Annotated in this window: 31 protein-coding genes; 24 read left to right on the top strand and 7 right to left on the bottom strand. The window is 51.9% G+C overall.

Going from position 1 to position 26838, the window contains the following annotated elements; translation table 11 throughout:
* Positions 1–129: 129 nt before the first annotated feature.
* The gene (locus KRAC_RS59720; protein ID WP_007923560.1) at positions 130–711 is read left to right on the top strand and encodes a recombinase family protein; all 582 of its coding nucleotides are present in this window, start codon (positions 130–132) and stop codon (positions 709–711) included.
* 230 nt (positions 712–941) lie between these two features.
* On the opposite strand, the gene KRAC_RS59725 is transcribed toward KRAC_RS59720, so the two are convergent.
* Positions 942–1223, bottom strand: a complete 282-nt coding sequence (locus tag KRAC_RS59725; RefSeq protein WP_169461086.1) for a hypothetical protein — start codon at positions 1221–1223, stop codon at positions 942–944.
* Positions 1224–1796: 573 nt separating this feature from the next.
* Here KRAC_RS59725 and KRAC_RS59735 point away from each other — a divergent pair.
* Positions 1797–2015 carry a hypothetical protein gene (locus KRAC_RS59735; protein ID WP_007923562.1) on the top strand — a complete coding sequence of 73 codons (219 nt, stop codon included), beginning with the start codon at positions 1797–1799 and terminating at the stop codon, positions 2013–2015.
* A gap of 24 nt (positions 2016–2039) precedes the next feature.
* Here KRAC_RS59735 and KRAC_RS59740 read toward each other — a convergent pair whose 3' ends face one another.
* A complete protein-coding gene (locus KRAC_RS59740; RefSeq protein WP_007923563.1) occupies positions 2040–2657 on the bottom strand; it encodes a hypothetical protein in 618 nt (205 codons plus the stop codon).
* 293 nt (positions 2658–2950) lie between these two features.
* Between KRAC_RS59740 and KRAC_RS78970 the strand changes: the two genes are divergently transcribed.
* From KRAC_RS78970 to KRAC_RS59755, 3 genes are all read left to right on the top strand, one after another.
* Positions 2951–4654 carry a DNA methyltransferase gene (locus KRAC_RS78970; RefSeq protein WP_007923564.1) on the top strand — a complete coding sequence of 568 codons (1704 nt, stop codon included), beginning with the start codon at positions 2951–2953 and terminating at the stop codon, positions 4652–4654.
* A 91-nt stretch (positions 4655–4745) separates the two neighbouring features.
* On the top strand, positions 4746–7805 hold the full coding sequence (locus KRAC_RS59750) for an Eco57I restriction-modification methylase domain-containing protein (protein WP_007923565.1): 3060 nt from the start codon (positions 4746–4748) through the stop codon (positions 7803–7805).
* Between the two features lie 471 nt (positions 7806–8276).
* Positions 8277–8483, top strand: a complete 207-nt coding sequence (locus KRAC_RS59755) for a hypothetical protein (protein WP_007923566.1) — start codon at positions 8277–8279, stop codon at positions 8481–8483.
* A gap of 547 nt (positions 8484–9030) precedes the next feature.
* On the opposite strand, the gene KRAC_RS59760 is transcribed toward KRAC_RS59755, so the two are convergent.
* The 3 genes from KRAC_RS59760 to KRAC_RS59770 form a co-directional block, all read right to left on the bottom strand.
* Positions 9031–10446, bottom strand: a complete 1416-nt coding sequence (locus tag KRAC_RS59760) for a 3'-5' exonuclease (RefSeq protein ID WP_007923568.1) — start codon at positions 10444–10446, stop codon at positions 9031–9033.
* Between the two features lie 348 nt (positions 10447–10794).
* On the bottom strand, positions 10795–11334 hold the full coding sequence (locus KRAC_RS59765) for a hypothetical protein (protein ID WP_007923569.1): 540 nt from the start codon (positions 11332–11334) through the stop codon (positions 10795–10797).
* An 85-nt stretch (positions 11335–11419) separates the two neighbouring features.
* The gene (locus tag KRAC_RS59770; RefSeq protein ID WP_040449000.1) at positions 11420–11746 is read right to left on the bottom strand and encodes a helix-turn-helix domain-containing protein; all 327 of its coding nucleotides are present in this window, start codon (positions 11744–11746) and stop codon (positions 11420–11422) included.
* 241 nt (positions 11747–11987) lie between these two features.
* Between KRAC_RS59770 and KRAC_RS59775 the strand changes: the two genes are divergently transcribed.
* From KRAC_RS59775 to KRAC_RS59850, 19 genes are all read left to right on the top strand, one after another.
* On the top strand, positions 11988–12254 hold the full coding sequence (locus KRAC_RS59775) for a hypothetical protein (RefSeq protein ID WP_157508429.1): 267 nt from the start codon (positions 11988–11990) through the stop codon (positions 12252–12254).
* Between the two features lie 365 nt (positions 12255–12619).
* The gene (locus KRAC_RS73470; protein WP_157508430.1) at positions 12620–13138 is read left to right on the top strand and encodes a hypothetical protein; all 519 of its coding nucleotides are present in this window, start codon (positions 12620–12622) and stop codon (positions 13136–13138) included.
* 96 nt (positions 13139–13234) lie between these two features.
* A complete protein-coding gene (locus KRAC_RS59780) occupies positions 13235–13864 on the top strand; it encodes a hypothetical protein (protein ID WP_169461087.1) in 630 nt (209 codons plus the stop codon).
* A gap of 95 nt (positions 13865–13959) precedes the next feature.
* Positions 13960–14310: a hypothetical protein gene (locus tag KRAC_RS59785; RefSeq protein WP_007923575.1), complete on the top strand. Its 351-nt coding sequence runs from the start codon at positions 13960–13962 to the stop codon at positions 14308–14310.
* 95 nt (positions 14311–14405) lie between these two features.
* A complete protein-coding gene (locus KRAC_RS59790) occupies positions 14406–14810 on the top strand; it encodes a hypothetical protein (protein ID WP_007923576.1) in 405 nt (134 codons plus the stop codon).
* Between the two features lie 119 nt (positions 14811–14929).
* Positions 14930–15178, top strand: a complete 249-nt coding sequence (locus KRAC_RS59795; protein ID WP_007923577.1) for a hypothetical protein — start codon at positions 14930–14932, stop codon at positions 15176–15178.
* A 104-nt stretch (positions 15179–15282) separates the two neighbouring features.
* Positions 15283–15798: a hypothetical protein gene (locus KRAC_RS59800; RefSeq protein WP_007923578.1), complete on the top strand. Its 516-nt coding sequence runs from the start codon at positions 15283–15285 to the stop codon at positions 15796–15798.
* Between the two features lie 79 nt (positions 15799–15877).
* Entirely contained in the window at positions 15878–16936 is a 1059-nt protein-coding gene (locus KRAC_RS59805; RefSeq protein WP_040449002.1) for a hypothetical protein, read from the top strand.
* 47 nt (positions 16937–16983) lie between these two features.
* Complete coding sequence (locus KRAC_RS73475; RefSeq protein ID WP_157508434.1) at positions 16984–17406, top strand: hypothetical protein; 423 nt, start codon at positions 16984–16986, stop codon at positions 17404–17406.
* A 125-nt stretch (positions 17407–17531) separates the two neighbouring features.
* Positions 17532–17786, top strand: a complete 255-nt coding sequence (locus KRAC_RS59810) for a hypothetical protein (protein ID WP_007923580.1) — start codon at positions 17532–17534, stop codon at positions 17784–17786.
* Between the two features lie 77 nt (positions 17787–17863).
* On the top strand, positions 17864–18328 hold the full coding sequence (locus KRAC_RS59815; protein WP_007923581.1) for an ArdC family protein: 465 nt from the start codon (positions 17864–17866) through the stop codon (positions 18326–18328).
* A 93-nt stretch (positions 18329–18421) separates the two neighbouring features.
* On the top strand, positions 18422–19267 hold the full coding sequence (locus KRAC_RS59820; protein ID WP_007923582.1) for a hypothetical protein: 846 nt from the start codon (positions 18422–18424) through the stop codon (positions 19265–19267).
* 15 nt (positions 19268–19282) lie between these two features.
* On the top strand, positions 19283–19513 hold the full coding sequence (locus KRAC_RS59825; RefSeq protein ID WP_007923583.1) for a hypothetical protein: 231 nt from the start codon (positions 19283–19285) through the stop codon (positions 19511–19513).
* Positions 19514–19528: 15 nt separating this feature from the next.
* Positions 19529–19738 (top strand): hypothetical protein, encoded by a 210-nt coding sequence (locus KRAC_RS73480; RefSeq protein ID WP_157508436.1) that lies wholly within the window; start codon positions 19529–19531, stop codon positions 19736–19738.
* Between the two features lie 619 nt (positions 19739–20357).
* Positions 20358–20957 carry a hypothetical protein gene (locus KRAC_RS59830; RefSeq protein ID WP_007923585.1) on the top strand — a complete coding sequence of 200 codons (600 nt, stop codon included), beginning with the start codon at positions 20358–20360 and terminating at the stop codon, positions 20955–20957.
* Between the two features lie 110 nt (positions 20958–21067).
* Positions 21068–21556: a hypothetical protein gene (locus tag KRAC_RS59835; protein WP_007923586.1), complete on the top strand. Its 489-nt coding sequence runs from the start codon at positions 21068–21070 to the stop codon at positions 21554–21556.
* 248 nt (positions 21557–21804) lie between these two features.
* Positions 21805–22557: a hypothetical protein gene (locus tag KRAC_RS59840; protein WP_007923593.1), complete on the top strand. Its 753-nt coding sequence runs from the start codon at positions 21805–21807 to the stop codon at positions 22555–22557.
* A 134-nt stretch (positions 22558–22691) separates the two neighbouring features.
* The gene (locus tag KRAC_RS59845) at positions 22692–23741 is read left to right on the top strand and encodes a hypothetical protein (RefSeq protein WP_007923595.1); all 1050 of its coding nucleotides are present in this window, start codon (positions 22692–22694) and stop codon (positions 23739–23741) included.
* A 353-nt stretch (positions 23742–24094) separates the two neighbouring features.
* Positions 24095–24838: a nucleotidyltransferase domain-containing protein gene (locus KRAC_RS59850; protein ID WP_169461088.1), complete on the top strand. Its 744-nt coding sequence runs from the start codon at positions 24095–24097 to the stop codon at positions 24836–24838.
* A gap of 39 nt (positions 24839–24877) precedes the next feature.
* Here the strand turns inward: KRAC_RS59850 and KRAC_RS59855 are convergent, their stop codons facing one another.
* Positions 24878–25060: a hypothetical protein gene (locus KRAC_RS59855; protein ID WP_007923612.1), complete on the bottom strand. Its 183-nt coding sequence runs from the start codon at positions 25058–25060 to the stop codon at positions 24878–24880.
* Between the two features lie 1229 nt (positions 25061–26289).
* Positions 26290–26595, bottom strand: a complete 306-nt coding sequence (locus KRAC_RS59860) for a hypothetical protein (RefSeq protein WP_007923614.1) — start codon at positions 26593–26595, stop codon at positions 26290–26292.
* Positions 26596–26838 lie beyond the last annotated feature (243 nt).

The raw sequence follows: 26838 nt of genomic DNA on the forward strand, positions 1-26838 counted from the left end.
TCGAAACCTCCAATTTATGCTATAATAGTGTCTGTATACCCGTCTGCAAAACAACGTCTAAGAATAGAGAGGCAGAGACGAGTTACTGTACTATAAAGTCAGCAATAGACCAGGAAGGAGCCAACCAGGATGAAACTAGGCTATATCCGCGTCAGTCGTGACAAGCAAACGACCGCACTGCAAGAAGATGCTATGAAGCGCGAGCAGTGCGATAGGACATTTACAGATAAGATGAGTGGGAAGCGGTTCGACCGCCCGGAATTCTTGCGCATGCTCGACATTGCGCGGCCAGGGGACGTGATTGTGGTGTGGAGACTTGATAGGCTGGGACGTTCTCTTAAAGAGCTGATTGAGACCGTGAATGTGCTATCAGAGCGCGGGGTTGAGTTAAAGAGCCTAAAAGAGAATATCGATACCTCAACACCAACAGGCAAGTTGATGTTTCATATCATTGGAGCGTTGGCAGAGTTCGAGAGGGATATCATCAGCGAGAGGACCCAGGCAGGACTTGAGGCAGCCAGAGCCAGAGGTCGCCAGGGAGGAAGACCAAAGGCCAAGATACGCCCCGACCAGCTAGAGCGAGCGCGCAAGCTTCACGCCGCGAGGCAGAACACCGTTGCCGAGATTATGGCCCTAACCGGATTTAAAAGCCGGGCTACTTATTATAAGTACGTGGTAGATAGTGCCAAATCACAAGACCCACAGGTGTGACACCCGATCCGCTGTCACACCTGCGCCGGCCAGGTCGAAGTGTGACGCGATCGGCTTGTCACGTTGTTGTCTGTGCTCAAAAATCAGCCTGAGAAGCGCAATTTGCCCAGAATCGCGCCAGGATGCGATTTTAGAAACGGACCCCCTTATGGATACCGGGAAGGTTGAAATAGGGGCTTTCTCGTGGCTCTCAGCGCGTCGTATTTTGCGCTTGCTCTCTCGATTTCTGCTTATCCTTCAGCCTCTAGCTCAGAGAGGCGGATTTCTCCCTCCAAAGGGGCAACCCACAGCAAATTCTCATCATCCTCTGTCATATCGTTATCCCCCAGGGCGAGGAAGTCAAGCTCCGCGTCGAATTGAGCCACTGTTACCCAGCGAGGGATGACGCAAATAGTATTGTCTTGGAGCATTACTTGGCCGCGCACCTGGATATGCACGACCACCCCATATTGTTCAGTGTAGAGCAGTGCTGCGCGGCGAATATCATCAATGCGTTTAGGAAGTGGCAGCACGACGGACTCTCTTATGCCCAAAGCACCCATCACTTATCCCCTTGTCAGTTTGTAGTAGAAGTGCAGCACCATTATAGCCGCTTGCTGCCTCTGGTGCCAGTCAGCAGCGAAATGAGAGAGCGCCGATCACCCCGGCGAGTGTGACCCCTTGCCGTGAGTCACGCCCCGCACAGTCAGGTCAATGCGTGACACCCGAGCATGGTCTCACTTGCAGCTCCAGCTCGTTCGAGTGACAGCCGCCAAAAGTCACAAGGCTTGCACCTGGCTGAGGATGTGACCACGGCAAAAGGGTAGGAATAGGGTACAATGGGGGTGAAGCGACAATTTTGTGAAGGAGCAGCTTACCACGAGTGAGGAGCAAGCCCCCTACCATTCCTCTAGCCAAAGACAGCGCCCCGGAGCCAAGGGCGAGACAAACGGTGCAAGCCATCGGCATGTGTACCGCATAGCCATCGGAAGCCCCGTGATACGTTGGTGCGAAACATGTGGAAAGTCCTCTATCTTACAGCAGGTTCACGAGCTTATACATGATACCGTGTCCTACGCCTGGGTGGAAATTGCGGAGGATGAGTAATGAACGAGATGCACAAGCTAGCGGCACAAGCAGCCAGGGCTAGCCGTGGGGGCGATTGGTATATTGACGAGCGCCTTTCTGAAGGCGAGATCACGCTGCCTGAGAATCTGCCGATACGCATGTGGATCTTCACGCTGAAGCATAGGCTCGCTGGGCACATGGGTTATGAGATCGTGGTGTGGAATCGGTCGCGGTTTATCTCTATCGAGATGCAGTAAGGCCCGGTAGTCCGGGCCTTCGTGCTATTCAACCACTTCAGACGTGTGATTCTCCTGTGCTGGCACGGCTGGTTCTGGCACCAACTCAACTATATTAGGCTTAGGAGAGATGTTCTGTCTGGATCGGTTCAATAGCTCATGCAAGTTAGCAGTAGTCCGTCCCGCCTCTTCCAATTCACCCATGCGCTCTGCCAGCCAGAGAGAGTGAGCAGTATGGATGTTCCCAATAGCATCAGAGATCCTCTGAGTATGCGCGCCGATGACCTCGTGTATCGGTTTCGGCTCACCATCTGGCGCTATTGGAGAGAGTTGAGCAACTGTCTGTTTCATTTGCTCTACTTGGCTAGTGAGTTGCCCCAGATTCTCAGCAACATCAGTAAGGACTGCAAGTTGCTTTGAAAAGCTCTCGATACGGTTCTGTAAGTGAATAACATTCACGGGAGTCTGGTAGATCTCTTGTGGAAATCGCGGTACTGAATGCGTGTGCTGAAGTAGCGCATCTTTCACCGATGCCTCTACCGCAAATGTCTGCCGTATCTCTGCAAGCAGAGTGCTCTCCATCTGTGCTACACGGGCGTCGAACTGTACTTTGACTTGCTCCAGCTCTTGGCGTACCTCTTCTCTCGATAGAAATATCCCCACGAAATAGAATCCTTTCTTTTCTTTTTAGACATCCTGCAACAATGGAAGCAACAAGAGATATATATTAGTATACGTGCAACGTGTATCAAATGCTACGTACAGATGTTCTATGTACGCTGCTGCTCCCTTTCTCATTTGGGTGCTCCGGCACAGGTGACGCAGGCCAAGCTGCCTTACTGACACAAATTCGCCATTTTAAAATCAAATGTCATATTCTCATATGCCTATATATTGTACAATTGCAGAGAATAAATTAATTTGTGCCGCAGATGTCAGGCTGAAAGGGAATTCGGATGGCCCGTGCAATTACCGAGAACACCTTATTTTATGGCGATAACTTTGATATCCTCCGTGAGTATTTTATTGACGAATGTGTTGATCTCATCTACCTTGACCCACCCTTTAACTCAAACCGCAATTATAATGTCCTGTTTAAGGACGAGCATGGCTCAGATAGTGAAGCGCAAATTACTGCGTTTGAGGATACCTGGCACTGGACAGTTGCCACAGAACATACGTATTACCACATCCTCAATCATAGCTCAGATAAAGTTGTTGAAATGATCACTGCCTTACGCGCCTTTATCGGAACCAATCAGATGATGGCGTATTTAGTGATGATGACAGCAAGACTCATTGAACTCCATCGAGTGTTGAAACCTACTGGTAGCCTCTACTTACACTGCGACCCGACGGCGAGTCATTATCTCAAGATCATTCTGGATACTATTTTTGGGGCGCAGAACTTTCGCAACGAAATAATTTGGAAAAGAACAAGTTCTCACGGGAATGTTACTACTACATATGGAGATGTAACAGATACGATCCTCTACTATTCTCGTGGGGGTAAGCCAGTGTGGAACCAAGTTTATATACCCTACACCCAAAAACATATAGAGAGTTCATTTACGCATGTAGATTCAGACGGTCGGCGCTATACGACCAGCGATCTTCGTAACCCAGGATACCGACCAAACCTCATCTATGATTACAAAGGGTATAAGCCTCACCCTAATGGTTGGGCGGTTAGTCGAGAGAAAATGGAGGAGTATGACCGTCAAGGTAGGCTCTGGTTCCCGTCTAATAAAGATGGCCGTATTCGTCTCAAGAGGTATTTGGATGAGTCGCCTGGACATCGCGTTCAAAATCTATGGGATGATATTCCTCCTATTAGTTCTCAGGCAGCAGAACGCCTCGGCTACCCAACGCAAAAACCCTTGGCTCTCTTAGAGCGTATTATTGCAGCAAGCAGTAATCCTGGCTGTGTCATTCTTGACCCATTCTGTGGTTGCGGGACCGCAATCGCGGCAGCTCAGAAGTTAGAAAGAAAGTGGATCGGTATTGATGTCACTCACTTAAGCATTGCCTTACAGAAATACCGGTTGGAAGCGATGTTCCCTGGTATTAAGTTTAAGATCGTCGGAGAGCCGGAGGATATGTCGGCAGCTTACCAGCTTGCAAAGGATGACCGCTATCAATTCCAATGGTGGGCTTTATCATTAGTTCGTGCCAAACCACTTGGCGGCCTGGAGGGAAGCAAAACAGGCAAGAAGGGAAGCGATAAGGGAATTGATGGCATCATTAATTTTGTGGATGACGCGAGTGGAAAACCCAAGCGCGTGATCGTTCAGGTGAAGTCTGGTCACGTCAAATCAGGCGATATCCGTGATCTGGTAGGAACCATGCAGCGGGAGCAGGCCGCAATTGGCGTGTTTATCACACTAGAGCCTGCTACGAAGGATATGAAAACCGAGGCCGCCAGTGCAGGATTTTATCACTCACCTGGTTGGGGCAAAGACTATCCACGCCTTCAAATTCTCTCCATTGCCGATCTCTTACAACGGAAAGAGGTGCATATGCCTCCCCAGTCTGGGACATTCAAGGCAGCCCAACGGGTACAGCAAGCAAAGCCACAAGCTGAGCAGATTGAGTTCGAATTTCAAGACGAGAGTATGAGCGACAATAAAAACGACAGCTCATACTCATATAGGGGGTAGCGTGTAACGTTACGGGGTCCTGACATAAAACCCCTAATAGGCATCAATCCGTGAAGGAAATCATATAGAGGAAATACAAGGAAGTAGACATATGGCAGCACCACATTCAGTACTTGAACTTATTGAACGCTTTGACCGCAATCGTACTGCTTACCGCTCCGAACAATATAACGAAGCCCGACTTCGTATTGAGTTTCTTAATCCCTTTTTTGAAGCTCTGGGATGGGATATCAACAATAGGCAAGGATACGCAGAGGCATATAAAGACGTTATTTACGAGGATGCCATCAAAATAGGAAAAGCCACCAAAGCCCCTGATTATTGTTTCCGTATTGGTGGTACACGTAAGTTCTTTGTCGAAGCAAAAAAACCCGTTATTAATCTCAAAGATGCTAGCGAACCCGCGTTCCAGCTCCGCCGCTATGCCTGGTCTGCAAAATTGCCACTAAGTATTCTCACAGATTTTGAAGAGTTTGCTATTTATGACTGTCGTATTAAACCCGACCAAAACGACAAGGCTACAACCGCCCGCGTTATGTATTTCCCTTATACCGAGTATGTAAATCGTTGGGAAGAAATTACCTCTGTTTTCTCGCGGGACGCAATTTTAAAAGGCTCTTTTGATACCTATGCAGAGGCAACGAAAGGAAAGCGAGGAACGGCAGAAGTTGATGTTGCATTTCTGCAAGAGATTGAGTCCTGGCGAGAGATACTTGCTCATCAAATAGCTCTGCGAAATAAAACGCTGACGCAGCGCGAATTAAACTTTGCGGTACAAATGACGATAGATCGCATTATTTTCCTTCGTATCTGTGAAGATCGAGGTATTGAAGAATACGAACGGTTAAAATTTCTACTCAAAGGAACGAGTGTTTATAAGCGTCTTTGTGATCTCTTTCTTGAAGCAGATGCACGCTACAATTCTGGACTGTTTCATTTTCAAAAAGAGAAGAACTGGGATGAAGCACCTGATACGTTAACGCAGAATCTTGTTATTGACGATAAACCACTCAAAGATATTGTTAAGCGGCTCTACTATCCTGAAAGTCCGTATGAGTTCTCAGCACTTCCCGCTGACGTTCTCGGCAAGGTCTATGAGCAGTTTCTTGGGAAGGTTATTCGTCTTTCCCCTTCTCATAAGGTAACGGTTGAGGAAAAGCTCGAAGTCAGAAAAGCTGGCGGTGTTTACTACACGCCTGACTTTATTGTTACCTATATCGTTCATCATACATTGAGTAAATTGCTTGAGGGGAAAAAGCCAGGAGCACGAGGAAGCGCAAGTAAAATCAAAATTGTTGACCCTTCGTGTGGGTCAGGCTCGTTTCTCATTGTTGCCTACCAATACTTACTTGATTGGCATCGAGACCGCTACGTTGAAGATGGGCCTGAAAAGCACCGTAAAGAGTTATTTCAAGGTCCAGGCGGTCAATGGCTATTAACTACTCAAGAGAAAAAGAGAATTCTTCTTAACAATATTTATGGTGTGGATATTGATAGCCAGGCGGTTGAGGTAACAAAATTATCTCTGCTACTCAAGGTGCTGGAGGGTGAGTCAAATCAATCGCTTACTTCTCAGCTTAGTTTATTTCAAGAGCGTGCGCTTCCTGACTTAGACCACAACATTAAATGCGGTAACTCACTAATCGACTCAAGTTTTTATAACGAAATACAGCAACTACCTCTTTTTTTGGATGAGGAAACGCAGTATCGTATCAATGCATTCGATTGGAAAAGTGCGTTTCCTCAAGTTTTTTCTAGTGACGCGCCGGGCTTTGATGCTGTTATAGGCAATCCTCCTTATATTCGTATTCAATCATTGAAAGAGTGGGCACCTTTAGAGGTTGAATACTATAAAAAAGTCTATAAAGCAGCAGGAAAAGGAAACTATGATCTCTATGTAGTGTTTGTTGAACATGGACTTTCGCTGCTTAACAAACACGGTCTACTTGGATATATCCTACCTCATAAATTTTTTAACTCTCAATACGGGGAACCATTGCGTAACCTTATCGCCGAAGGCAAATATCTCTCTGATGTTGTCCACTTTGGAGATAAACAAATCTTTGACCAGGCTACTACATATACCTGCCTCCTGTTTCTAAATAAGACAGGGAGTAATCAGTGCCATATATCGAAAGTGAATGACCTTGTATCCTGGCGTAACAATGGTGAGGTAGTCGAAGGCATTATTCCGTCTAGCAGCATCACAAATGAAGATTGGAACTTTGCGATTGGAAATAGTTCAATTTTGTTTGAAAAGCTAAGTAGTATGCCGACAAAGTTGAAAGACATAGTCAGTAGGATTGGGCAAGGTATTCGTACTAGTGCTAACGAAGTGTATGTATTGGACTTGGTTTCTAATGATGGTGATTTGATTCTAGCTCATTCTAAGCAACTTAATTGTACTATCCCGTTGGAACGGCAAGCTGTATTGCTCTTTTTACAAGGTCGAGAAATTAAACCCTATATGCTCCAACCATCGGGAAAAGTTGTTCTTTTTCCATACAAATTAACCAACGGAAGCATGCATTTAGTTACAGAGGATTATTTGACTAAGTTCTACCCAAAGGTATATGAGTATTTACTCTTAAACAAACGTTACCTAAGCGAAAGAGAAAAGGGAAAATTCAATGGAGTAGGATGGTACGGCTATGGCAGAGTACAAAACATTGATCTGATGCTTCAGCCTAAGATACTTGTTCCTGATATTGCAGATCATGCTTCATTTGCCTTTGATGAAAATGGTAGTTATGCCTTTACTAGTGGTTATGGCATCACACTACTAAATACAGTTGTGGAATCACCTAAATATATCTTGGGCTTGTTAAACAGTAATGTTTTAGACTTCTATCTTAAATGTGTTAGCACCCAAATGAGGGGTGGTTTCTTTCGCTACTTTACTCAATTTATTGAACAACTTCCCATCCGCACTATCAACTTCTCTGACCCCACAGACAAAGCTCGTCATGATCAACTAGTGGAGTTAGTTGAACAAATAACAACTCTGTACAAGCGGCTGGCAGATGTAAGAATGGCTCAAGATAAGACAATGCTTCAACAACGCATTACTATCATAGAAAAGCGAATTGATAAAATGGTATATGAACTATATGGATTAACTGAGGAGGAAATCAACATAATGGAGGGATAGCTGCAAACTAAACACATGCCTATTTGTAAATTTGGGAAATAAGCTGGTGAAAACTTACCAATGATGCGCGTGACTCTCGGTTCACTGTCTCTTTCATTTGCCGAGAGAATGGCTCCACAGGCAAAAGAAGGGAAGAGGCTTTCAACAGAGAAATTGCAAAGAAATCACCAGCTTATTTCCCAAATTTACAGGCGGGCCAGATCGCGCCTGTGTGACGCCCGAGCTGTGTTACCCACCACAGCTCCAGCTCACGGTGTGACCGGAGATCTATGGTCACACCCGGCGCGCCTGGTGCAAGGTGTGACTGCCAGCTCTGGGTCACATGTAGACCGATAGCCAACTAGCTCGCCCAGCTTGGCTGTCGGTCTACACTGTAATGGGCTACCACCATCCATGTGATCCTTATGTCCGCATACCCCAGAGAGAGCCGAAACGATAGAGGAGAGGCAGCGCGATAGGAGGTACATTCGTATGGAGCTTGAAGACCTGGAGGCGATCATTGACAAAAAATATTACGGAGAGGAGCGCGACGAGGAGCAGGACCCGGACGGCCCCTATCTTATCGCGTTCGCCCTATTGCAAGTCGTAAAAGAGCTACGTGCCTTGCGTGCCTTATTGACGCAGGAACAGGACCCAGGCAGGCAGACCGACGACATAGGAGACACGCAAGATGTATGAGGGCGTGACTCCCGATCCAGAGTCACACCCGGCGCGCCAGGTGCAAAGTGTGACGCGTGGCCACGCGTCACACTCACGACGGCGATCCTGGTAGAGTGGAGCGCGAAAGAACAGTCAAATCTTTTTCCTCACCTTAGCCCGTATAGGCTCACAGGCAGTTGGTAAATGACATCCGAAGTGAGCAGGTTTTGCCCTCCGATGGTAGCACTTGCCCTCCAATGTGAGCAACAGCGCCACTGCCTGACAGAGAATCCGCCTCAGAGGCGGTCAACCAGCAGCAGGTGTTGTAAATTCCAGACAGGGTACTTGAGCCCAATCGTGAGCCCGCATGAGCCGGATCTTCAGCGTTTGGCTTGAATTCTGCTGGTGCTGGAAGTCTGTCTGAACATTCAGTACCCGCATGACGCCGAATCTTGAGCACTGAATGTACAGAAACGGCACACGACTATTGGCTTATAGAGCGGCTTCATTTGCGCTTGATAGCCACGCTGCTCACATTGGAGGGCAAGTGCTCAAGTGGGTGGGCAAAACCTGCTCACTTCGGATGTCATTTACCAGCAGTTTCGTCGTAGAGGTTATAGCGATCAAAGGCACCATCAACGACGGCGGCAGGTTTCTGGTTTTTGGCAGGCTTGAGCCTGAGCTTGAGAAGTTGGGTGCGAGTCTTGAGATGCTTGGGAATGTATATCCACGACCGATATGTTTTGATGCCTGCGCACCAACAGCGCGGCAGGCGACTCCACGAAGCATCACAGATGCGGCAATGCAAGCCAGAGCTGCCATCGTCATACTTCACACGCTCGAATTCATGCTTCAGGTGCTTAATAATCTTATCAGCAGGCGCGGGCTTTGGGTCCTCCAAGGGAGGCAGACCTAGCTCAGCACGGCGGCGATTCTCTTGCTCACGTTCTTTCCTCCGCTGACGGTAGGCTTTTGCATAGGCACGCCTGTGCTCTTTCCGTTCGCGGGCGATCCGTTCTTGACGTTCTCGCTCTGCTTCTTCTACCTGACGCCGCCATTCATAACGGCGCTGGCAGTCGGGGCACCGTTCCCCCAAATCGGGAGACTGGACAATATTGTAGGTGATGTGAGGGCAGCGAGGGTCAGGACAGCGATGCCAAGCCCCTATCAGCAGCATCGTTTCCTGGTGCAGTGCTTGATGACAATACTTGCAGAGGTCATCAGGGATAGTATCACGCGAAGGCGTCTCGACCACACCACCGCAGCCAGGGCAACGGTGATACACACCATGCTCGACGCCGCAGCTCCGACAGTACCACACCTCGTCAGCTTCAGCGCACTCTTTCACAGCTTGGCGACATCCACCAGCGCAGGGGACAAGCACCGGAGGATGCCAACCCGCAGGGAGTTCTTTGTCTGCCAGTTCGGCGAGCTGCCTGATAATGTGAGCGGTCGCCGCAGCGTCGTGCTCTGCATTGTGAGCTTCACCGGGGACGGTAATGTTGAGGTGACTAATGGCAGTTGTGAGTTTCTGCCATGTGTAAGATCCCCAGTATTCGTGGTACTCACCATAGAAACTTGCGAAGAGTTGCATCGCGCACTCTGCTTTAATCTCGTCCCAACGCATAGGGATACCATGAGCACGCGCCGAGGACCAGAGCATACCTATGTCAAAGTTGGAGTTATAGATGACGACCGTTTTCCCACTGGCAGTAAGCAGGTCGCGGATTGTGGGCCAGGACTCCGCGAACAAGGGCGCATTGGCGAGCTGTGCCTCAGTAATGCCGTGTATCTCAAACGCCCCCTCACTAATCGGGACAGTCGGCTTGATATAGCCACTACCCAGGAGTTGACCCTCCTGGTTGCAGACAGCCCACTGGATAATCTGATCCTCACTGTCTAAGCCAGTTGTCTCGCTGTCAAACGTGTTGAATCCTTGCTCCCACAGTTGGCGAGCTTTATACAACACCCGTTGCCTAGTCGTTGCAAGTATTTCGCTCATTATTCTTATCCTCTACCAAAAACAGGTAATAGAAAGTGAAAAAGGTAAAAGATGGACATTTGCCAGAAAGCATACACGATGCTGGAAAAATTTGTCAAGACATCAGTTTGTATGTACATAGGTAAGGTATAGGTCAAGACGCAGAGGAGGTGCGACGAGCAGGAAAAAATCATTGACCGTCGAGGCCACACAAAAAAGCGCCGCACCCTGGAGGGGCAGCGCCGATACTATACGTGGAGAGGGTTAGTAATCTTCTTGGCTTGTGACGGTCAGCTCCGTGTCACACCCACCGCGCCAGGCGGAAGATGTGACACCCGAGCAGCCGTCACACATGCTCAGGTGATCGCGCTAAAACGGGCTATCTGCGTACACAGGCGAACGTTTCTGCTCGCCATAGGGTGATGAGGGCAGGTCAAGATCATCTACTTTTTCTCTGGCATCACGCCTTGCCCGCCACGCGTCAGTTTGCGCAACTGCGTCAGCGCGCCATGTCCGCTCTTGTTCTGTCAACAAGCCATCTTCACGACTCCCAGGATGCCAGAGCAGGAGGAGAGGCGCACTGTCAGGGAAGTACTCTTGCCACACCTTCCAATAAAGATCATCATGGTTAGAGTAGTAACACTCAATGACCGCATACTTTTTCAACACTTCAGGAGGTAGCGGCCCGCCGTTTGTTCCTTCCAGGTCGGGAACGCTCGCAACTGGCACCACGACGGAGGGAACCTCATAGCGAATGCGACCGGACCCACCAGCATTGTACATGATCGTGCCATCTTCGAGGCACACGTCGCACTCCCATAACCCTCGTGGATTGATAATGGTTGCAACTTCGACGGTGCCGTTGTCATTGATCCAGGAGCAGCGTGCTCCCTGTCTGAATCCTGCCATGTGTGGTAAACTCCTTTTTACGTAGTAGGGCTGTGCGTCGTCGCTTGCTTCTTTGGTCGGAATGTTGCCGCGACGTACAGCCGAGCTATGCCGCATTCTCTTGCTTCTGCTGTTTGCTCCCCTTTGGGGTATATCGGCGAGGCGTACGGTCTTTTGCCCCAGCAGGCCGCCCTGGCTTGCCATGCGCCATTTTTTCAGCGTAGGCATCAATCTCTTCCTTGGGATACGCCAGCAACTTTGGGTTGAGTTGCCGAGCCGGGAACTTCTTATATTGCACCGCAAGCACGCGCACATACTTGGGCGTCGTTTTAAGAACCGAAGCCGCCTGATCCGAGGTATAGTACAGTACCCCATCAATACTCAGGGGCACCATATCGAGAGGCTTTACTCCTTCCTGGTCATCATGTGCCATATCACTCACTACTCCTTTCACCTGTAGAGAAACCACAGACAGAGCATGCCCGTGTCTTCTTAGTATAATGTTTCGGGACATTAAAAACAACCCCCTATGAGTACTAGGGAGAGCGCAAAGGTTACATGTGTATGCGAAGCTGTCTTACAAAGCGTAGCCCTGGTAGGGGAGAGCCAGGGCTTTTTCTTTTGCTATGCTATACTCTCAAGTAAGATTGTTGAAAGGCAACGAGGAGAACATCTTGAAGAAAGTATATCTAGCTCTATCAGTCCCAAACAAAAAGCAGGAGCAGCAGATATTTGGGACATTCCCTGATGCCGCTGAGAATAAAGACAAATTCAGAGTGTTTAAGCCCAAGAATACAGAGTATTGGCCGGAGAGCGAGATTCAGAACGCGCTTGCCACCATCACGGGTGACCTGGAGCGGCAGGGCTACACCGTTGAGGTCGTGCCCATCAGTGAGTACCATAGCGTACTTGACCGGCACAAAAAGCAAATGAAAGCATAAACACTATTATGAATGCAGCGTGAGCCCTGGCTTTGGCTGGGGCTTTTTTTTTGCTAAAAGCGTTGTAGGTATCTCGACGGCTACGACCTCCGAGGAAAGCGCCCTGTCTCCGGCGTGGTACGGCACTCCGTGACCTCAGCGCGGACACGGCGATGCCAAGGCATCACGCCGTACCGCGCTGAGATCCCTCCGAGCCTACCACACCTGCGCAGGGTGTTCCGCGCTTTCCCTTCCCAACCCATCAGCCGCCCGCGCTCCCTATGGCTTCGCCACGCTCTCCTCTCCGGTCTCCGCCGATGCTTAAACATGGTCACACCTCGACATTTGCCTCCGGCGGGACCTAGCGCCCCACAGCTCCGCCATCCTTGCCCCCGGACCCAGCCACCACCAACGCGCCGCAGCTAGAAGCGTTACACCTCGACGTAACGAAACCAGCCAGCCACCAGCGACCGACCGCGAACCAGGAGCGCCAGGCATCGACACGCCGCACAGCCGCAGCCGGACCACCTGAACGCCAGCCAGAGCAGCCGGACCCACCCAGGCAGAAGGCGACGAGACACGCCCCCAGCGAGCCAGCCGGACCACCGCCAGCCGAGCGAACCCACCAGCCGAGCGAACCCACCAGCCAGCCGGACCCGCCCAGGCAGAAGGCGACACCGAACGCGAGCGAACCCCCGCAGCCAGGAGCAGCCGCAGCCGGACCACCTGAACGCCAGCAGCCGCAGCCGGACCACCTGAACGCCAGCAGCCGCAGACCTCGACGCACGACCCCAGCCAGCGAGCCAGCGAGCCAGCGAGCCAGGAGCGCCCCGCATCATGACCAGCCACGACCACGCGAAGCCGCACGCAGAGCCACGCGAGCCGCCAAAAGTACTAGAAAATAATGTCCCAGGGTAGTACTTTTTCGTCACTTGAAAATAATGTCTCAGGACATTATAATATAAGAGTAAGAGATGAGGAGCGCGGAGCGGGAGGGACGCTTGAGACCCGGACCCCCGAACCGCCTAGCAGACAGCCGAGAGGAGACCCGAACTATGGCCCTTATCACTTTTGAGCACGTAGCAGCCCACCTCGACGGCTTGACCGAGGCCCAGCTCGACAAGTGCCACCGCACCATCGACGAGGCCACCGGGCAAGTATTTTATCAGGTGGAGAGTTCAGAGTACGAGCAGAACGAGCAAATGTACAAAGTTACGTACGACGAGGAGACCGGCTTCCATTGCACCTGCAAGAGCGGTCAGTGGGGTTTCGCTAATGTGAAACATTGGAGCGGCGTTGACTGGCATGTTCGCGCCAGCGTGAAGCGCGAGCTTGAGTTTCGCGCCGAGGCTCAGACCCGCCAGGATGCAGACGCACGCGAGCAGGAAGCACGCCGCGAGGAGGCCGCGAAGAAGGAGCAGGAGCGCCAGCAGGAGCAGGCAGCGCCAGCAGACGAGCCGACCCGCGAGCAAGCTTTAGAGCGGTTCAGGGACGCCCACCGCATCGACGGACGCCGCCCGACCCGCGAAGAGGCCGAGCGCCTTTTGTTCAAGGTTTCACCCCGCCCGACCCGCGAAGAGGCCGAGCGCGACATGCAGCGTTATCAAGCCCGCCCATTCCGAATCATGTAAGATCCAAAGCCAGCGCGCCACCTGCCTAACCTTCCACAGCCGACAGGAGGCGCGCCCAGACCCCGACCGAAGCCGGAGTACAAGGAGTATAGCATATGCGGGAGCGCAGGAAGCAACGCCCGGACCTATACCCGCCAGGGTGGAAGCGCATCACCCAGAAGTGCAGGGAGCGCGCCGGGAATTGTTGCGAGCATTGCGGCATAGCGCAATACACGCTAGCTCAGGGAAGGAGCGGCACGCCGTACTTGATTTATTTGCAAGCCGCCCATGTACACCGGCTTGACCCGCACTTTCTACTTATAGAGCCAATCGGAGGCCAGCGCATACGCGCACTATGCCCAACTTGCCACGGTCGCTATGATGCCCACTGGAGACGCGAGGAGCAACGCCAGGAGGCCCAGGAGGCCCAGGAGGCCCAGGAAGCAGCAGCGAACCCGGCAGCCTAACGAATAACCAGGAGGAGGAGCGGAGGGACGCTTGAGACCCGGCCCCCGCCCCACCTCGACAGCAGGCAGCAGAGCCACCAGAAGGAGGAGACCAGATGAACCACTTTTTAGCAGAGCTTATAGCACTTCTTATCGGCATGTTTGACCGAGACGCCAAAGGCATTGTAATTCGCCACTGCGCCGCCATTCCACGTTGGAACCCCCACTACCAGCCACACGCGGAGCAGGAGGACCGCTATTATGTGGAAATCGAGTTGAACTATCCAGCCAATGAGGCAGGAGAGGCGGCTTATGAGCATATCCGCAGCATGGAGCATATGCTTGAGTACCTGAAAGGCATAGGAGTTACAGAGGAGAAGATCAAGGAGCGCGGCCCCTACATTCAGCAATATTGCCACATGTTCGACGATCCGAACGAGGAAGACAGCGGAGCGCCCACCAACCCCGCCTATATAGATGGTTGCTTCTCTGTAGAGCGCGAATGGTACGAGGAAGACTAGCAGGACCCAGGCAGCACCCAGACAGACAGAGCGCGGAGCGGAGGGACGCTTGAGACCCGGACCCCCGCCCCGCCTCAGTAGACAGCAGAGACCGCGAGGGCGGGAAAGGAGTTTCACCCATGGCACACTTTCACTACAAGTACATGCGTAAGATCATCGACGAGCAGGGAACACCCGTCTATGTATCTCCTAATAACTACCTGGACATCACCACAAGCGAGGCCGTGAATTGCCCAGGCAAGAGCCAGCGCCAGCCATGCGAAGCCGTCGCCACCGTGCAAGACGTGCAGCCCTACGAGCATGCACTAGAGTACCAGTACCAGTGCCCATCATGCGGCCATAAATTCCACATCTTGTATCACAAGTAAACACCCTGGCAGGCAGGCACACAGAAGCGGAGCGGAGGAACGCTTGAGACCCGGACCCCCGCCCCGCCCAGCAGGCTGACAGCAGAGCAGGAGGAGACCCAAGCATGAAGCAGCACCCATACCTGAAAGCGTTCTCCAACGCGACCACCCCCACAAGCGAGCAGATAGACGAGGCACTAGAGGCCGCTTTTTCCATCCATGATGGAGCCTGGACGTATTACAGCACGACCGCGAAGCGCTTTATCTATAGCCCCGACCTGTTAGAGCTTGCTCAGGTGGAGGCACAGCACCTTTACCCATGCGATGAAACCGCCATAGCGCGTATTTTTATCCCTGCCTATCTGGCAGAGCATGCCCAGCAGCAGCAGCAAGAGGTACACGCGCTTATTGACCCCCGAAGCGCGACCGGGAAAGGCGTCATCATTCACCCGAACACGCGCAGAGGAGAAGGAGGTTATCAGATTACCAGCTTCGACCAGGACGGCCTAATTAGACACATCATCACCCCAGATATTCAGAATGCACTTATGCTAGCCATTAGCCGCCGATGCTACAAGCCCGTTGACGCGGAATATGTTGACGCGCTAGCAGCCACATGGACAGCAGGATTAGCCATCTAAAGAGAGCGCGGAGCGGGAGGGACGCGTGAGACCCGGCCCCCAGCTCCGCCCAGGCAGACAGCAGAGAGGAGACCAGAGCATGAGCAGCAGCACCGCCACCAGCACGAAGACCAAGAGCCAGCAGAGGCAAAGCCCCGAAGTGCAAGCCCTGTACCGCCTGCTAGAGACAGACGCACGTGTGCTAGAGATCGACACGGAGGTATACATTTTTCGTGGCAAGGAGCACCACCGCCTAGCCAAAAATGTGTATAAGGCCCTCTATACAAAAGGGTGGATAGAGCGAAGCCGGGAGTACACCGGCTCAGGAATTACCGAGTTCGCAACCACCCGCCGAGCACACGAGAGCGCCGACTTTATAGCGCGCATGCGGAGCGGATACAAGCAGCTAGAACTACCCGACATCAGCCGCGAGCCAGCACCCGCCGCCGTACAACAGCCGCTTATGCTGGACGACTCACCAGCCGCCGAGGCCCAGGAGGAGCAGGCAGAGCCGAGCGTGCAGCCGGAGCGGGAGGAGCCGAACCAGGAGCGCGAGCCGGCAGAGCCAGAACACGCCCAGCCGGACCAGGAGGAGGAGCCAGCCGAGGAACCGACCCCAGGACCAGCCGCCGACCAGGACGACCAGGAGCGCGAGCCGGAGCCAACCAGCACCGCCAGCCAGGAAGCGGAGGAGGAGACCCCGGCAGCACTGGACGCCAACGCCCGCCAGGACCAGGACCAAGACCAGACAGAGCCGAGCGCCGCCGACCAGGACGCCAGCCAAGAGCGCGAGACCGAGGAGAAGACGAGCGCCCCCGATCCAGAGCAGGAGGAGCAGAGCCAGGAGGAGCAGGAGCGCGCCGCCGCATGGTTGGAGAGTATCAAGGTAGAGCGATTTAGCGCCCGCAACCGAAAGCGTATCTTGTCACAGCGCCCCAGAGCTACGCATCTTACGACCTATAAGGTATGGCTACAGCACGGTTATCAGGTACGCAAAGGAGAGAAGGCCATCAGAATTGCGAAACCCGCCTCCAGTATGGAAGGAGGAGCGCACGCACCACAGTTTAGGCCGCAGTGTCTTTTCGACATCAGCCAATGCGACCGAATAGCAGACCAGCCGGAGCCGAGCGGAGGAGAGAAGGCGACCGCAGCCGCATAGACGAAAGCGAGGAGCAGGGAGGCAAGAAGACGAGAGAACGGGCATGCTTGACGCTAAAGCTTGAGACCCGGCCAGCATGCCCGCCCAGCAGACAGCAGAGCCACCAGAAGGAGACCCCGCCGCGATACACCAAGTATAGCATATCTGCGCCAGCATGCGCCCAACTGCGAGCCGATCACCCCCGCGGGCGTGACCAGTCGCCGCCGTCACAGGCGCGCCGCCTGGCCGACAATGTGACACCCAGCTCACAGTCACACTTGCCCGACCACAAGCCAGAAGCCACGAGTCAGAAGCCGGACCAGGGAAGGAGCGCGAGCCGGGCGAGTACGCCCGGCCCCTTCGGGGACGCCCAGCCACCGCCGCGCCACCTCGCAGCCGCCGCGCATTACTTGGTCCCTGCGAGTCACACACCAGCCAGAGCCGGAGGGGACCCGAAGCGGAGCGTGCCCACCCAAAAACAAAAGTACTAAAAAATAATGGCCTGGGACAGTACTAATATCTCACTTGAAAATAATGCTTCGAGACATTATAATTGAAGTGTACCAGTTGAGTGGTACACGGAGCGCGGCGAGGAGCCGCAAGGAAGGATACTATCATGCCAGATGTGACCATTTCTCTCCCTTTTCCCCCAACCGATGACGGAGAAGGCTATATCTTCCCCGCACCTGAATGTTGCCCACAAAGCGCGGCAAGGCTCGTTGTCGTGTTCAAGGATGAGCACGGCACCGTGAGAGAGCTGATCTACGCACACGACACGAAACACGCCCTTAACATCATCTTTTATCACACCTGCGTGCTAAAGCATCTCTTTGGCGGAGATATCGAGACCCGCCCCATTAACACCCACTAAACGATGTAGCGAGCTTGGGACGCTTGAGACCCGGCCCAAGCTCGCACCAGCCAGCAGACAGCAAAGGAGTCTTTACTATGACCAAGACCACCAAACGCACCCTCCAGGACGACCCCAAGAAGGCCGAGCAGGCCGCAGCATTCCGCCAGATGGCGGCCCTGTTAGATGGCGAGTTGAAGGAAGGCAAGCACGAACAACGCCTCAAGAAAGCGCGCCAGGAGTCAACGAGCATTGCCCGGTATAGTCCACTCAATCAGCTTCTTATTCTTACACAATGCCCCCATGTCACAGTAGTACACGGCTATGTGGAGTGGAAGGACTTGGGGTTTCAGGTACGCAAGGGTGAGAAGGGCATAGCAATACGTGCCCCACACGCGAAGGCCCCACAGGGCGAGGACGCCGGTACAGTTGGTTTTCATCGTATGTATGTTTTTGATAAATCGCAGGTTGACCCCATCACCACCGACGAGCAGACCCCGGAGCCAGGAGCAGCACCCCAGGACCAGGACAACCAGCCAGCCCCCGCGCCTGCTGCTGATTAAATAGCCCTTACTACGATGTGGGCTTGTGTCTCGCTCGCTCGACGCAGCGAGCCGAGGCACAGGCCCGACGAAGACCACCAAGGAGAATACAGTATGCCAAGCCAGCAAGAGCGCCCGGAGATGCACAATGTCTATCTGGGGTGGAATGATTACGAAATCAAGGTAGGCCCGGAGGCATATCGGCGCATCATTGAAATAGTGCAGGCCGAAGCCGTTTGTCGCAAGTGTGGGCAGCGTTACAGCGAAGAGGCCCCCAACGTTGCAGGCTTGCTCTGTCTGCATTGCTTTCTGGCAGAGGATAGAAAGGGACTCACCTATCAGGGGTTACTTACCCCCGATTTGGGCGAGCAGCCAACCAGGAGACTATACACCCCCTACGATAGCAAAGCCTACTTCTTTTTAGACGGTCAGGGCCATGTGTACACCACCAAGGGAGGCCCAGGAGAGAAGGAGGACGTAACCCAAAATGAAAATGCAACCCTCAAATACTGGCACTTTCCCCGCCCTGTACAAGCCGCCATGTCGAACGGGCAAACCGTTGACGCGAGCCATTGGCATTGGACGATCCACGGCACCCCCCGGACGGATGACGTGGTAATGATCCAGCATGGAAGCTCATGGCGCAAGGACGAAATACTTTTTATTGTGAAGCGCCACGGGCAAGCTATCCAGATCAGCCGACGCAAGCCGATGCACCGCGCCCTCCTGGCAGAAGCACGCGCCGAGCTTGAAGGTATGCGCAGAGGCAATATGTACTTAATAGATGGTGAGGAGCAGTATAGCATCTATGAGAGCGATGTATACCGATTGGTTGCGCGCAAAGTTGGCGAAATCTTGCAGGAGGCCACGAGTAACACCGAAGCCCCCGACGAGCACAGCGCAGACGAGGAGAGCGAGGAAGCCAACGAGGAAGCCCACAGCGCAGCAGCGAGCCGCTAGAAAGGATACCCTAACATGAGTCAGTACTCTGTTGTTCCAGAGCTTTATTATGATCGTGACTTGCAGGCATACATCTATGATCGTTTTCACGGAGGCCGGTTGATTGTTCCTGATGCCCTCTTTCAAGACGCAGTGAAAACCTATCAGGAGCAATACCGATGTGTATGGGGAATCGCTTGGAGCATCGCTATCAAGCTTTCCTCCTGGGACCGCGACGAGAGCGGGCGTGTTTTTTACTCAATCTAACAGGAAGGCGCGAGCGTGGCGACTGCGAGGCAGACCGTCACGCCCGCGCCCTTTGCAGGAGACCCGCAGCGAGGGAGCGAGACCGCAGCAGGAGCAGAAAGCGCAGACCCGCCGAGGCGTGGAGCCGCGACCGGGCTACCGCCCGGCAGGCTCACGCCTGATTCCCACCCGCCCACGCGCCGCCCCGTTGAAGGCCCCACGACCCACGCCCCACCTCGCAAATAATGCGTTCTGCAGGACGGCGAGCAGGACCACCAGCCGCAGCCAGGACCCGGAACCGAAGAGGGAGAGAGGGAGACGATCACCCCGGCGAGTGTGACCCTTGGCCACGCGTCACATCCTGCGCACCAGGTGGAGAACGTGACACCCGAGCACCGTCACACCTTGCAGCTGAGAGGTGTGAGCGTGGCCAGCCGCAGCCGTCACAATCAAAGCACCTGGCGGAGAGCGTGACCACTGCCGCCAAGTGATGAGTGAATAGTACCAATAATTCCTGAGAGAAAGATTGATATATGCTACTATTATGGTATTCCGCTCTCTTTTATATGTCTTTGTGACTTTCGCCGGAGGTAGGTTATCCTGCTTTATCTGTCGCTGGGAGTTCTTCAGAGCGTGTAGAGGAGAGCAAAAAAAGACTTTGCCGCCGCTGTGAATTCCTTCTCTTGTGAATTTGCGCCGGAAGTCATCGCAACCAACGTATCAAACTTATTCAATCTTTTAGTCGGTCGCTTGTTAGCGATAGAAAGGAGGTCAACCCGCATGTAGGGAGCAACCACCGTTCTATCGCTGTGTGTTTTTTGGAGGGTTGCTTAGGAGAGTAAGCGATAGAAAGGAAGGACCCCACATGAATAGCAAACAAATCGTGCAGTACCTTGAAGAGTTGTCCCAGGCATTGAGTCAACTGGGTGCTCCTAGCATTCATATCCTCGTACCAGGGGGCGCTTTTATGCTCTTGCAAGGGAAACGTCAACTCACGTTAGACATTGACTTTGTTCTTATCGAAAATCCCAATCCTCTACGGATACCAACACAAGGAACATTCCAGATCGCTGTGCAACGGACCGAGGTATCCAAAACCCCTTATGGAAAAAAGTTCAAGCGAGCCATAGAGTTTGTGGCGAGCCAGCATAAGGGTTTGGCCGAGGACTGGATGAACGATGAGGCAGCCGTGTACTATTACGACGACGCTCCTTTCGCAGAGGTGCGATTTTGGCGTAATTTCAATAATGTCCTTTATGTCTACTTACCTTCTTTTGCATATATGTTTGCAGCGAAGGTTGCGGCATATCGCCAAAAAGACATAAAAGATATTCAAGTATTGAAACAAGAATTGAATATCCAGACGCGGGCAGAGGCACAGGCTATTCTCGATAAGTTTTTGTTGCCAGATGCCCAAGAATTTTGGGAGGTGGACAAAAAGCTGAAACGCTTATTCCGTAAGTAAGGCTACTGTCCTCCATCCAGATAGGGCGACTTCTTAGAAGTCGCCTTTTCGTGTGTCTCGCTCGTTCCTCTTTCATGGTATAATTGAGGCGGAAAGGAGGGATAGCAAATATGATAACGCAAGAAGATCAGGCGGCAATGCTTGAACAGGATGAAGAGGGCGTACCTTTGCAGACGTTTCAGCGCTCGTTCGCGCAGATATGTGCAGGCGAGGAACCGTGGTTGCCCCTTGGCATTTTTATGCATCAGTTCTTTGGATACTATAAACATCGCCGGGATGAGTTGGTAAGAGATCCCATCGAGATGCCAGAGCAGCCGGACCAGGAGCAGCGTCAATGGGCAGCCTTTTGCGCAGCTTCGGTTGAGTATCTGTGCGCGAAATACGATCTTTCCTGTCCCGACTGGGTACACGACCCTCGCTATTCCCTAGACTATCCCTGGTATTATGATATTAGTGCCGACCTGCCTGAAGTGCAGGAAGAACTTCGCCAAACAACCCCGGAGAAGTTCACAAAGCATAATGTTTTTTGTGGAGATCGTACCTATCTCAACAAATATGAGCACACCGGGCGTCATGGACGTAGAAGAAGAATAGCATAGCAATCCCCATCAGCAGCAGGAGCAGTGTTAGAGAGCGGAGCCGCCGACCACCGGCCCCGCTTTTTTGTTTGCCTTTTCCCCCGTAAAAGCATGCATAGTACTATCTTCCCGGTACTATCTCCTCTCTTGAAAATAATGTTTCGAGACATTATAATAAGAAGAGGCCGGGAGCCTGAGACCGTCAAGACGCAGGCCCCCGCAACGTCAGAGTGAGAGCCACCCCGAACCACGAAGAGGAGTATAACACAATGGAAGATTACAGCAGCTATAGAAGCTATGAGAGCGAGGCCCAGCGCCGCGCCAAGGAGCGCGAAACTGCCCCCAAGACATGCCCTCATTGTCATGAGGAGATCAACCAGAACTTAGGCCCATGGGACAAACCGAAATATCACTGCGGCAAAGACAAGTGCAGGAAGGCCGCGAGCCGTCAAAATATCGCGGAGCGCAAGCGCCAGAACCGCGCCAACGCCCGCGAGAGGATGTTGAAATACTGTGAACAGCATCTTACCATGGACCAGCGCCGCAGTGTCATGGATATGTGTGATCTGCTCATGAACTACAGTTATGACGAAGGCCACCAGATCGCGGAGCAGGTGGTGAAGGTCATTGAAGAAAAGCGATGCAAGCATGACCGCATCGCGCAGCTTGAAGCCTACGCCAAGCTTGCCAACCGGCAGAGGGAGGCGAGCGAACGCCAGCTAAAAGAGCGTATCGCGGAGCTAGAGGAGGAGTTGAGGCTGTATCAGTCTCTTGAAAATACCATCCATGGTATCGCGGAACGGCAACTTGAGAAGCAGCCCGACCCCCAGAAGCCAGAAGAGCGACCAGCGCCCCAGGAACAGGAGGAGGAGAGCGACCCCGACCGGGCGCGAGTGCCGTCTATTCTTGCTCAAGCCAACATCAAGCCCTATACAGGCCAGGAAGAGGAGGAAGAAGAAGAGGGCGAGGAGCTAGGGGAATACAGCGACGAGGGCGATGAGGACCGCGACGAGGAGGAGTAAGCGTACCAGAGCCGGGCCGATCATCCCCACCGATGTGACGCCCGGCCAGCGGTCACAATCGAAGCGCCAGGTGCAACGTGTGACACCCAGCTCCGCGTCACAGTCACCAGGACGACCAGGAAGGAGAGAGCAAGATGCAGCAGGAGAACCACCAACCCAGCACAGCGCGGGAGTGTGCGAAAGACTTTATCAGGCACTATGTTATAGAGGGCTGGACACGTGAAGAGCTTGCAGGCGGGCATATGACAACCCATCAGCCTACCTATGATGCCCAGATCGGCGCGCAGGGAGGCAAGGTGCAGGACCAGGAGGACCGGACCAGGACCATCAGACCAGACCAGATGTTAGTCACCCGCGTTGGTGATACGCGGTGCTTTGTGCTCTTTGACCTCGCAGACCTTATAGCGGAGATCCGCGACGAGCAGCGTGGATTTTACCGCCAGTCTCTAAACCTTTTCAACATCCAGGAACCAGAGCCAGAGCCAGAGCCGCCCACGTCACAGCCGGAAGACACAGGGCAGGGCACCCTTCTTGACCTGTTTCGCAATGAGGAGGCCCAGCAGGAGCCATCCAAGCGCAAACGTCGCCAGTACACCATATATCGGTCATACTATGCGGGGGCTTGCCAGAACCCGGAATGCACCGTTGATATCGGCCTAATCGAAACAGAAGGCGGGAGAGATCGGCGTTACTGTAGCGATAAATGCCGAGTAGCACACCACCGCCAGCGCCAGCGAGAGGCCAAGCGGGAGGAAACCTTACGGTATCACGGCGAGCTACGCGCCTACTGGCAGCTTCATAACATCCGTGGTGAGGTGTTGGCACGTCTGCAAGAAATCTTGTTACAGCATGGCAAGAAGGCAGCCCGCGCCGCGACCGATGCCGTACTTGTTGCTCTAGCAGCACAGCAGGAGGCCGGGAGTCAGGAGCAATTCAGGTTGATAGATGAGGTGCTATCGAGAGGTGAGGCTATCGGTTATCCTGAGATCCGACACGATGATTTTCGAGTGCCCGCAGGGTTTGAGGGATGGACCAACATTGTCGGCAATGCAACCTTGAACTTTCTGCGAGATTTGAAACTCTATCTTTGGGACCTCCAGCAGCGCGAAGCCCAGCGCGAGCAGGCGCGCCGCAAGATGGAGGAATTGAGCCGCCCCTACCAGCAGCCGGACAACCAGGGCTAGCCAGAAACGTTACAGCCACATGTGTGATTTGACAAAGCTTCTGTCCTCCAGTGTGAACCATATGTTGTCCAGCACTTAGCCTCACACCTCATCTCATCACACCGTATTCAGAAACTAAAGTTCAGCTTTTGACGCATATCATGACCAGCAGTCCATAATTAGAAGCATAAGGTGTCCAGCAGTTCATTTAAGGTGATTTCGGCAGCTTTTTACCTTGCAGTGGTGAACTAGCTAACACGGATATGCGTCAAAGCGGACACATTATGAGCCTGCGTAAACGTACTATGATAAAGTGAAGGACAGTAGCCTGTTTTGGTTGTTCTCAAATGGCTAGTGAGCAGAAATAGATGACTATGATCATTAACAATGAGACGTCTACAGAGAAAATAGAGAGCCTCTATTTTCCCCTCATTGATGAAGCGCTGTCAATCTATCAAGAAATCTTCCAGGATGCGCTCATTGAGATACGGCTTCTCGGCTCAGTTCCAAGGGGAGAAGCTCATCCAGGATCTTCTGATATTGATTTCATGGCCCTCATACGAGAAAAATCACGAGAGGCTTCTCTTTCCTTGCTACAGGAATCTTCTCGAAGACTTCAATCTACCTATCTCTTTGTTTCTCAGGTTGATCTGGATTGCTTTGACGTGGCATCTCTCTCGCCATTTCAACGCTTTGTGTTATCAAGTGACTCTTTGAGCATTTATGGAAAGGATGAGTTCACAAAAAAAGTTCAGATGATCAAAAGAGAACATTTAGCCTCATTGGTCACTCCAAATATTACCGCTCTTGTACAGGAATATACCGACGCTATCCACTTGCTTGAGAGCAAGGAGGCGCTAAGGCAAATGAGCCGAGTCATCGGAAAAGATCTTCTGAGGTGCCTTAGATATATTCTTATTGTTGAGCAGGGGATATATGAGAAAACCATAGAAAATATTCATAAGCAACTTCTTCACACGCTACCAGAATATAAAGAGCGTATTTGCGATCTCTTCACCTTATATGTGCAGCCAACAGCAAATAAACAGGCATTGCTTCACTGCTTACACTGTTCACGTCAAGAATTGATTCCACTCTTACAGCGATATGGCTTTTAAAGCACAGGTTGCGCAATTATGCTGGCTCAAAAGTAGGCCTCAATGAAGCACAACAAGATATTGACCCATATCTTGTCCACCTGATTTTTGACCCATATTGTCAGTAGGCGCATAAAATCGCCACTTTTGACCCATAAAATCGCCAGCTAATTGAGCTTGATTAGAATACTTGTTCTTTGATTTACTGACGCATAACTTCGCCCGAATCACAAATTGACTCATAACCCCGCCTTTTTAGGCGAGCACAGAAAAACGTTGATATCCCACGTAAAATCATGGCAGATCGCCTAAAATGGGCGATGATATGAGTCAAACTGGCGATGACATGGTCCTTTCGCTCCTTTCTGCCACGAATCATTGCCGGGAAGGCTGCGGCGACCTTTTCCAGATCGGTGCTGACAACACATAGGCATAAAGGCAAGGCAAACGGGTACAAACGCCATGAAACAAGGCCAGTCCTTCATTGAGAGACTGACACATATCTTCGCCAGTTTTGACTTCTGACGCATAAAGGCCCGTTTCGGCGAGGTTATGTGGATTCTCATAATTCCAGTCGCCATTCTCAGATAAAAATTCGTTGCGTAGATATACAATACAAGTAGAACGAGCATACTTTCTCGCATAAATTTTCTTGGCGCGATCCAGCGCTGGCGCAAACTGTTACATTTCTGACAAATAACTTTCTCGCATAAATTTTCGTTGGCCTGTAGAGCGGTGCGAAACCCTGTCAGCGAAAATTTATCTGAGAAAAATTGTCTGTTTGGGCCTGCCAAAATGCGCCCGCACGACCTGGAAAATTTATCTGAGAAAAGAGAGTGCCACTTGCAAGGCTTAACGCAGCGCTACAAGCTGTCTTACGCAAAACTAATGAACGTTTATATGATTGGATGGCGACAGCAATCATGAGAATGCACAGGTTATGGTATTAATGACACATATCTTGTCCAGTTTGTTCTTTTTAGACAAAATCACACGGTAAAAAACGAAAGAAACGTTTACGTTACGACGTTAAAACATTCGTTCTTTCACTATTCTTTTGAGAACGTTAAACGTCACGTTAACGTTCTCAAGCTGAACGAGGCGCATTCTCGTTTCGTTCTTAACCAGCAGAAAGAACGAAGAAGCACGGATAGAAGCGGATTCTGCGTTTTTTTCTCGAAAGATCAGCTTGGTCAAGATCAATGGCAAATCACAACATGTAACGATATAGCCGACCGGGCAGCAGGTGTTACGATCCCCAAACGTGACGCCAGCGCCCGGTCACTTTGCGCGCGGCCAGGTGAGTGTGTGACCTACCGGTACTAGTCACAGGATGCGCAGCGCCTACTCTTCTCGCTTTTTCTCCAATTGGAGGGAGGCCAGGATACGTGTAAAAACCACTCATAGTGATAGGTTTTTACACGTATCCTGGCCTCTCTCCGCTACCTCTGCAACTGAGGGCAATTTCTTGCTCATTTTCTTTTTAAGAAGAGGTGTATGAATTCGAGAAATGGAGACTGGTTTTCTGAGGTCGGGAAAAGAAAACTTATGACCTTGTATAAGCAGAGAAAGACGGGGAGCTGGAAGACAGCAGCAGCTTCTATATTTTTACTCAAGAAGAATACCACTACACCGACGATCATCGATGTTGGAGTGAGGAAAAGAAAAGCTGTGAGAATGAGAACACGCATACGAGCGAGTTCGACGTTTGCTGTTTTTGGTTGTGGTGAGGTTTTGCTGTTTCGCTTTGGCCCAACAGTTGAGTTTTTGGGTGCCATATAAAACTCCTTCAAATTAAGGAAGAGAGTATCGTTATCAAAGAGCACCATAAAGGATAAGGGTACGCCTATAGCGTATCCTTTGGCTCTCGTAACGAACTCAGTTCGATAACAAAAGGAGTTTCTTTCTCTGATCTACTCGCTTATTTTCCCCACTTAGCGTGGGCCTTAGACAGAAGCAATCGGCAAAATTGCGTTGAAAGCAAACTCAATGTATTTAATTGTGTCAATGGTAGGTTTAGC

It is taken from the genome of Ktedonobacter racemifer DSM 44963, assembly GCF_000178855.1.
Taxonomy (GTDB): Bacteria; Chloroflexota; Ktedonobacteria; order Ktedonobacterales; family Ktedonobacteraceae; genus Ktedonobacter; species Ktedonobacter racemifer.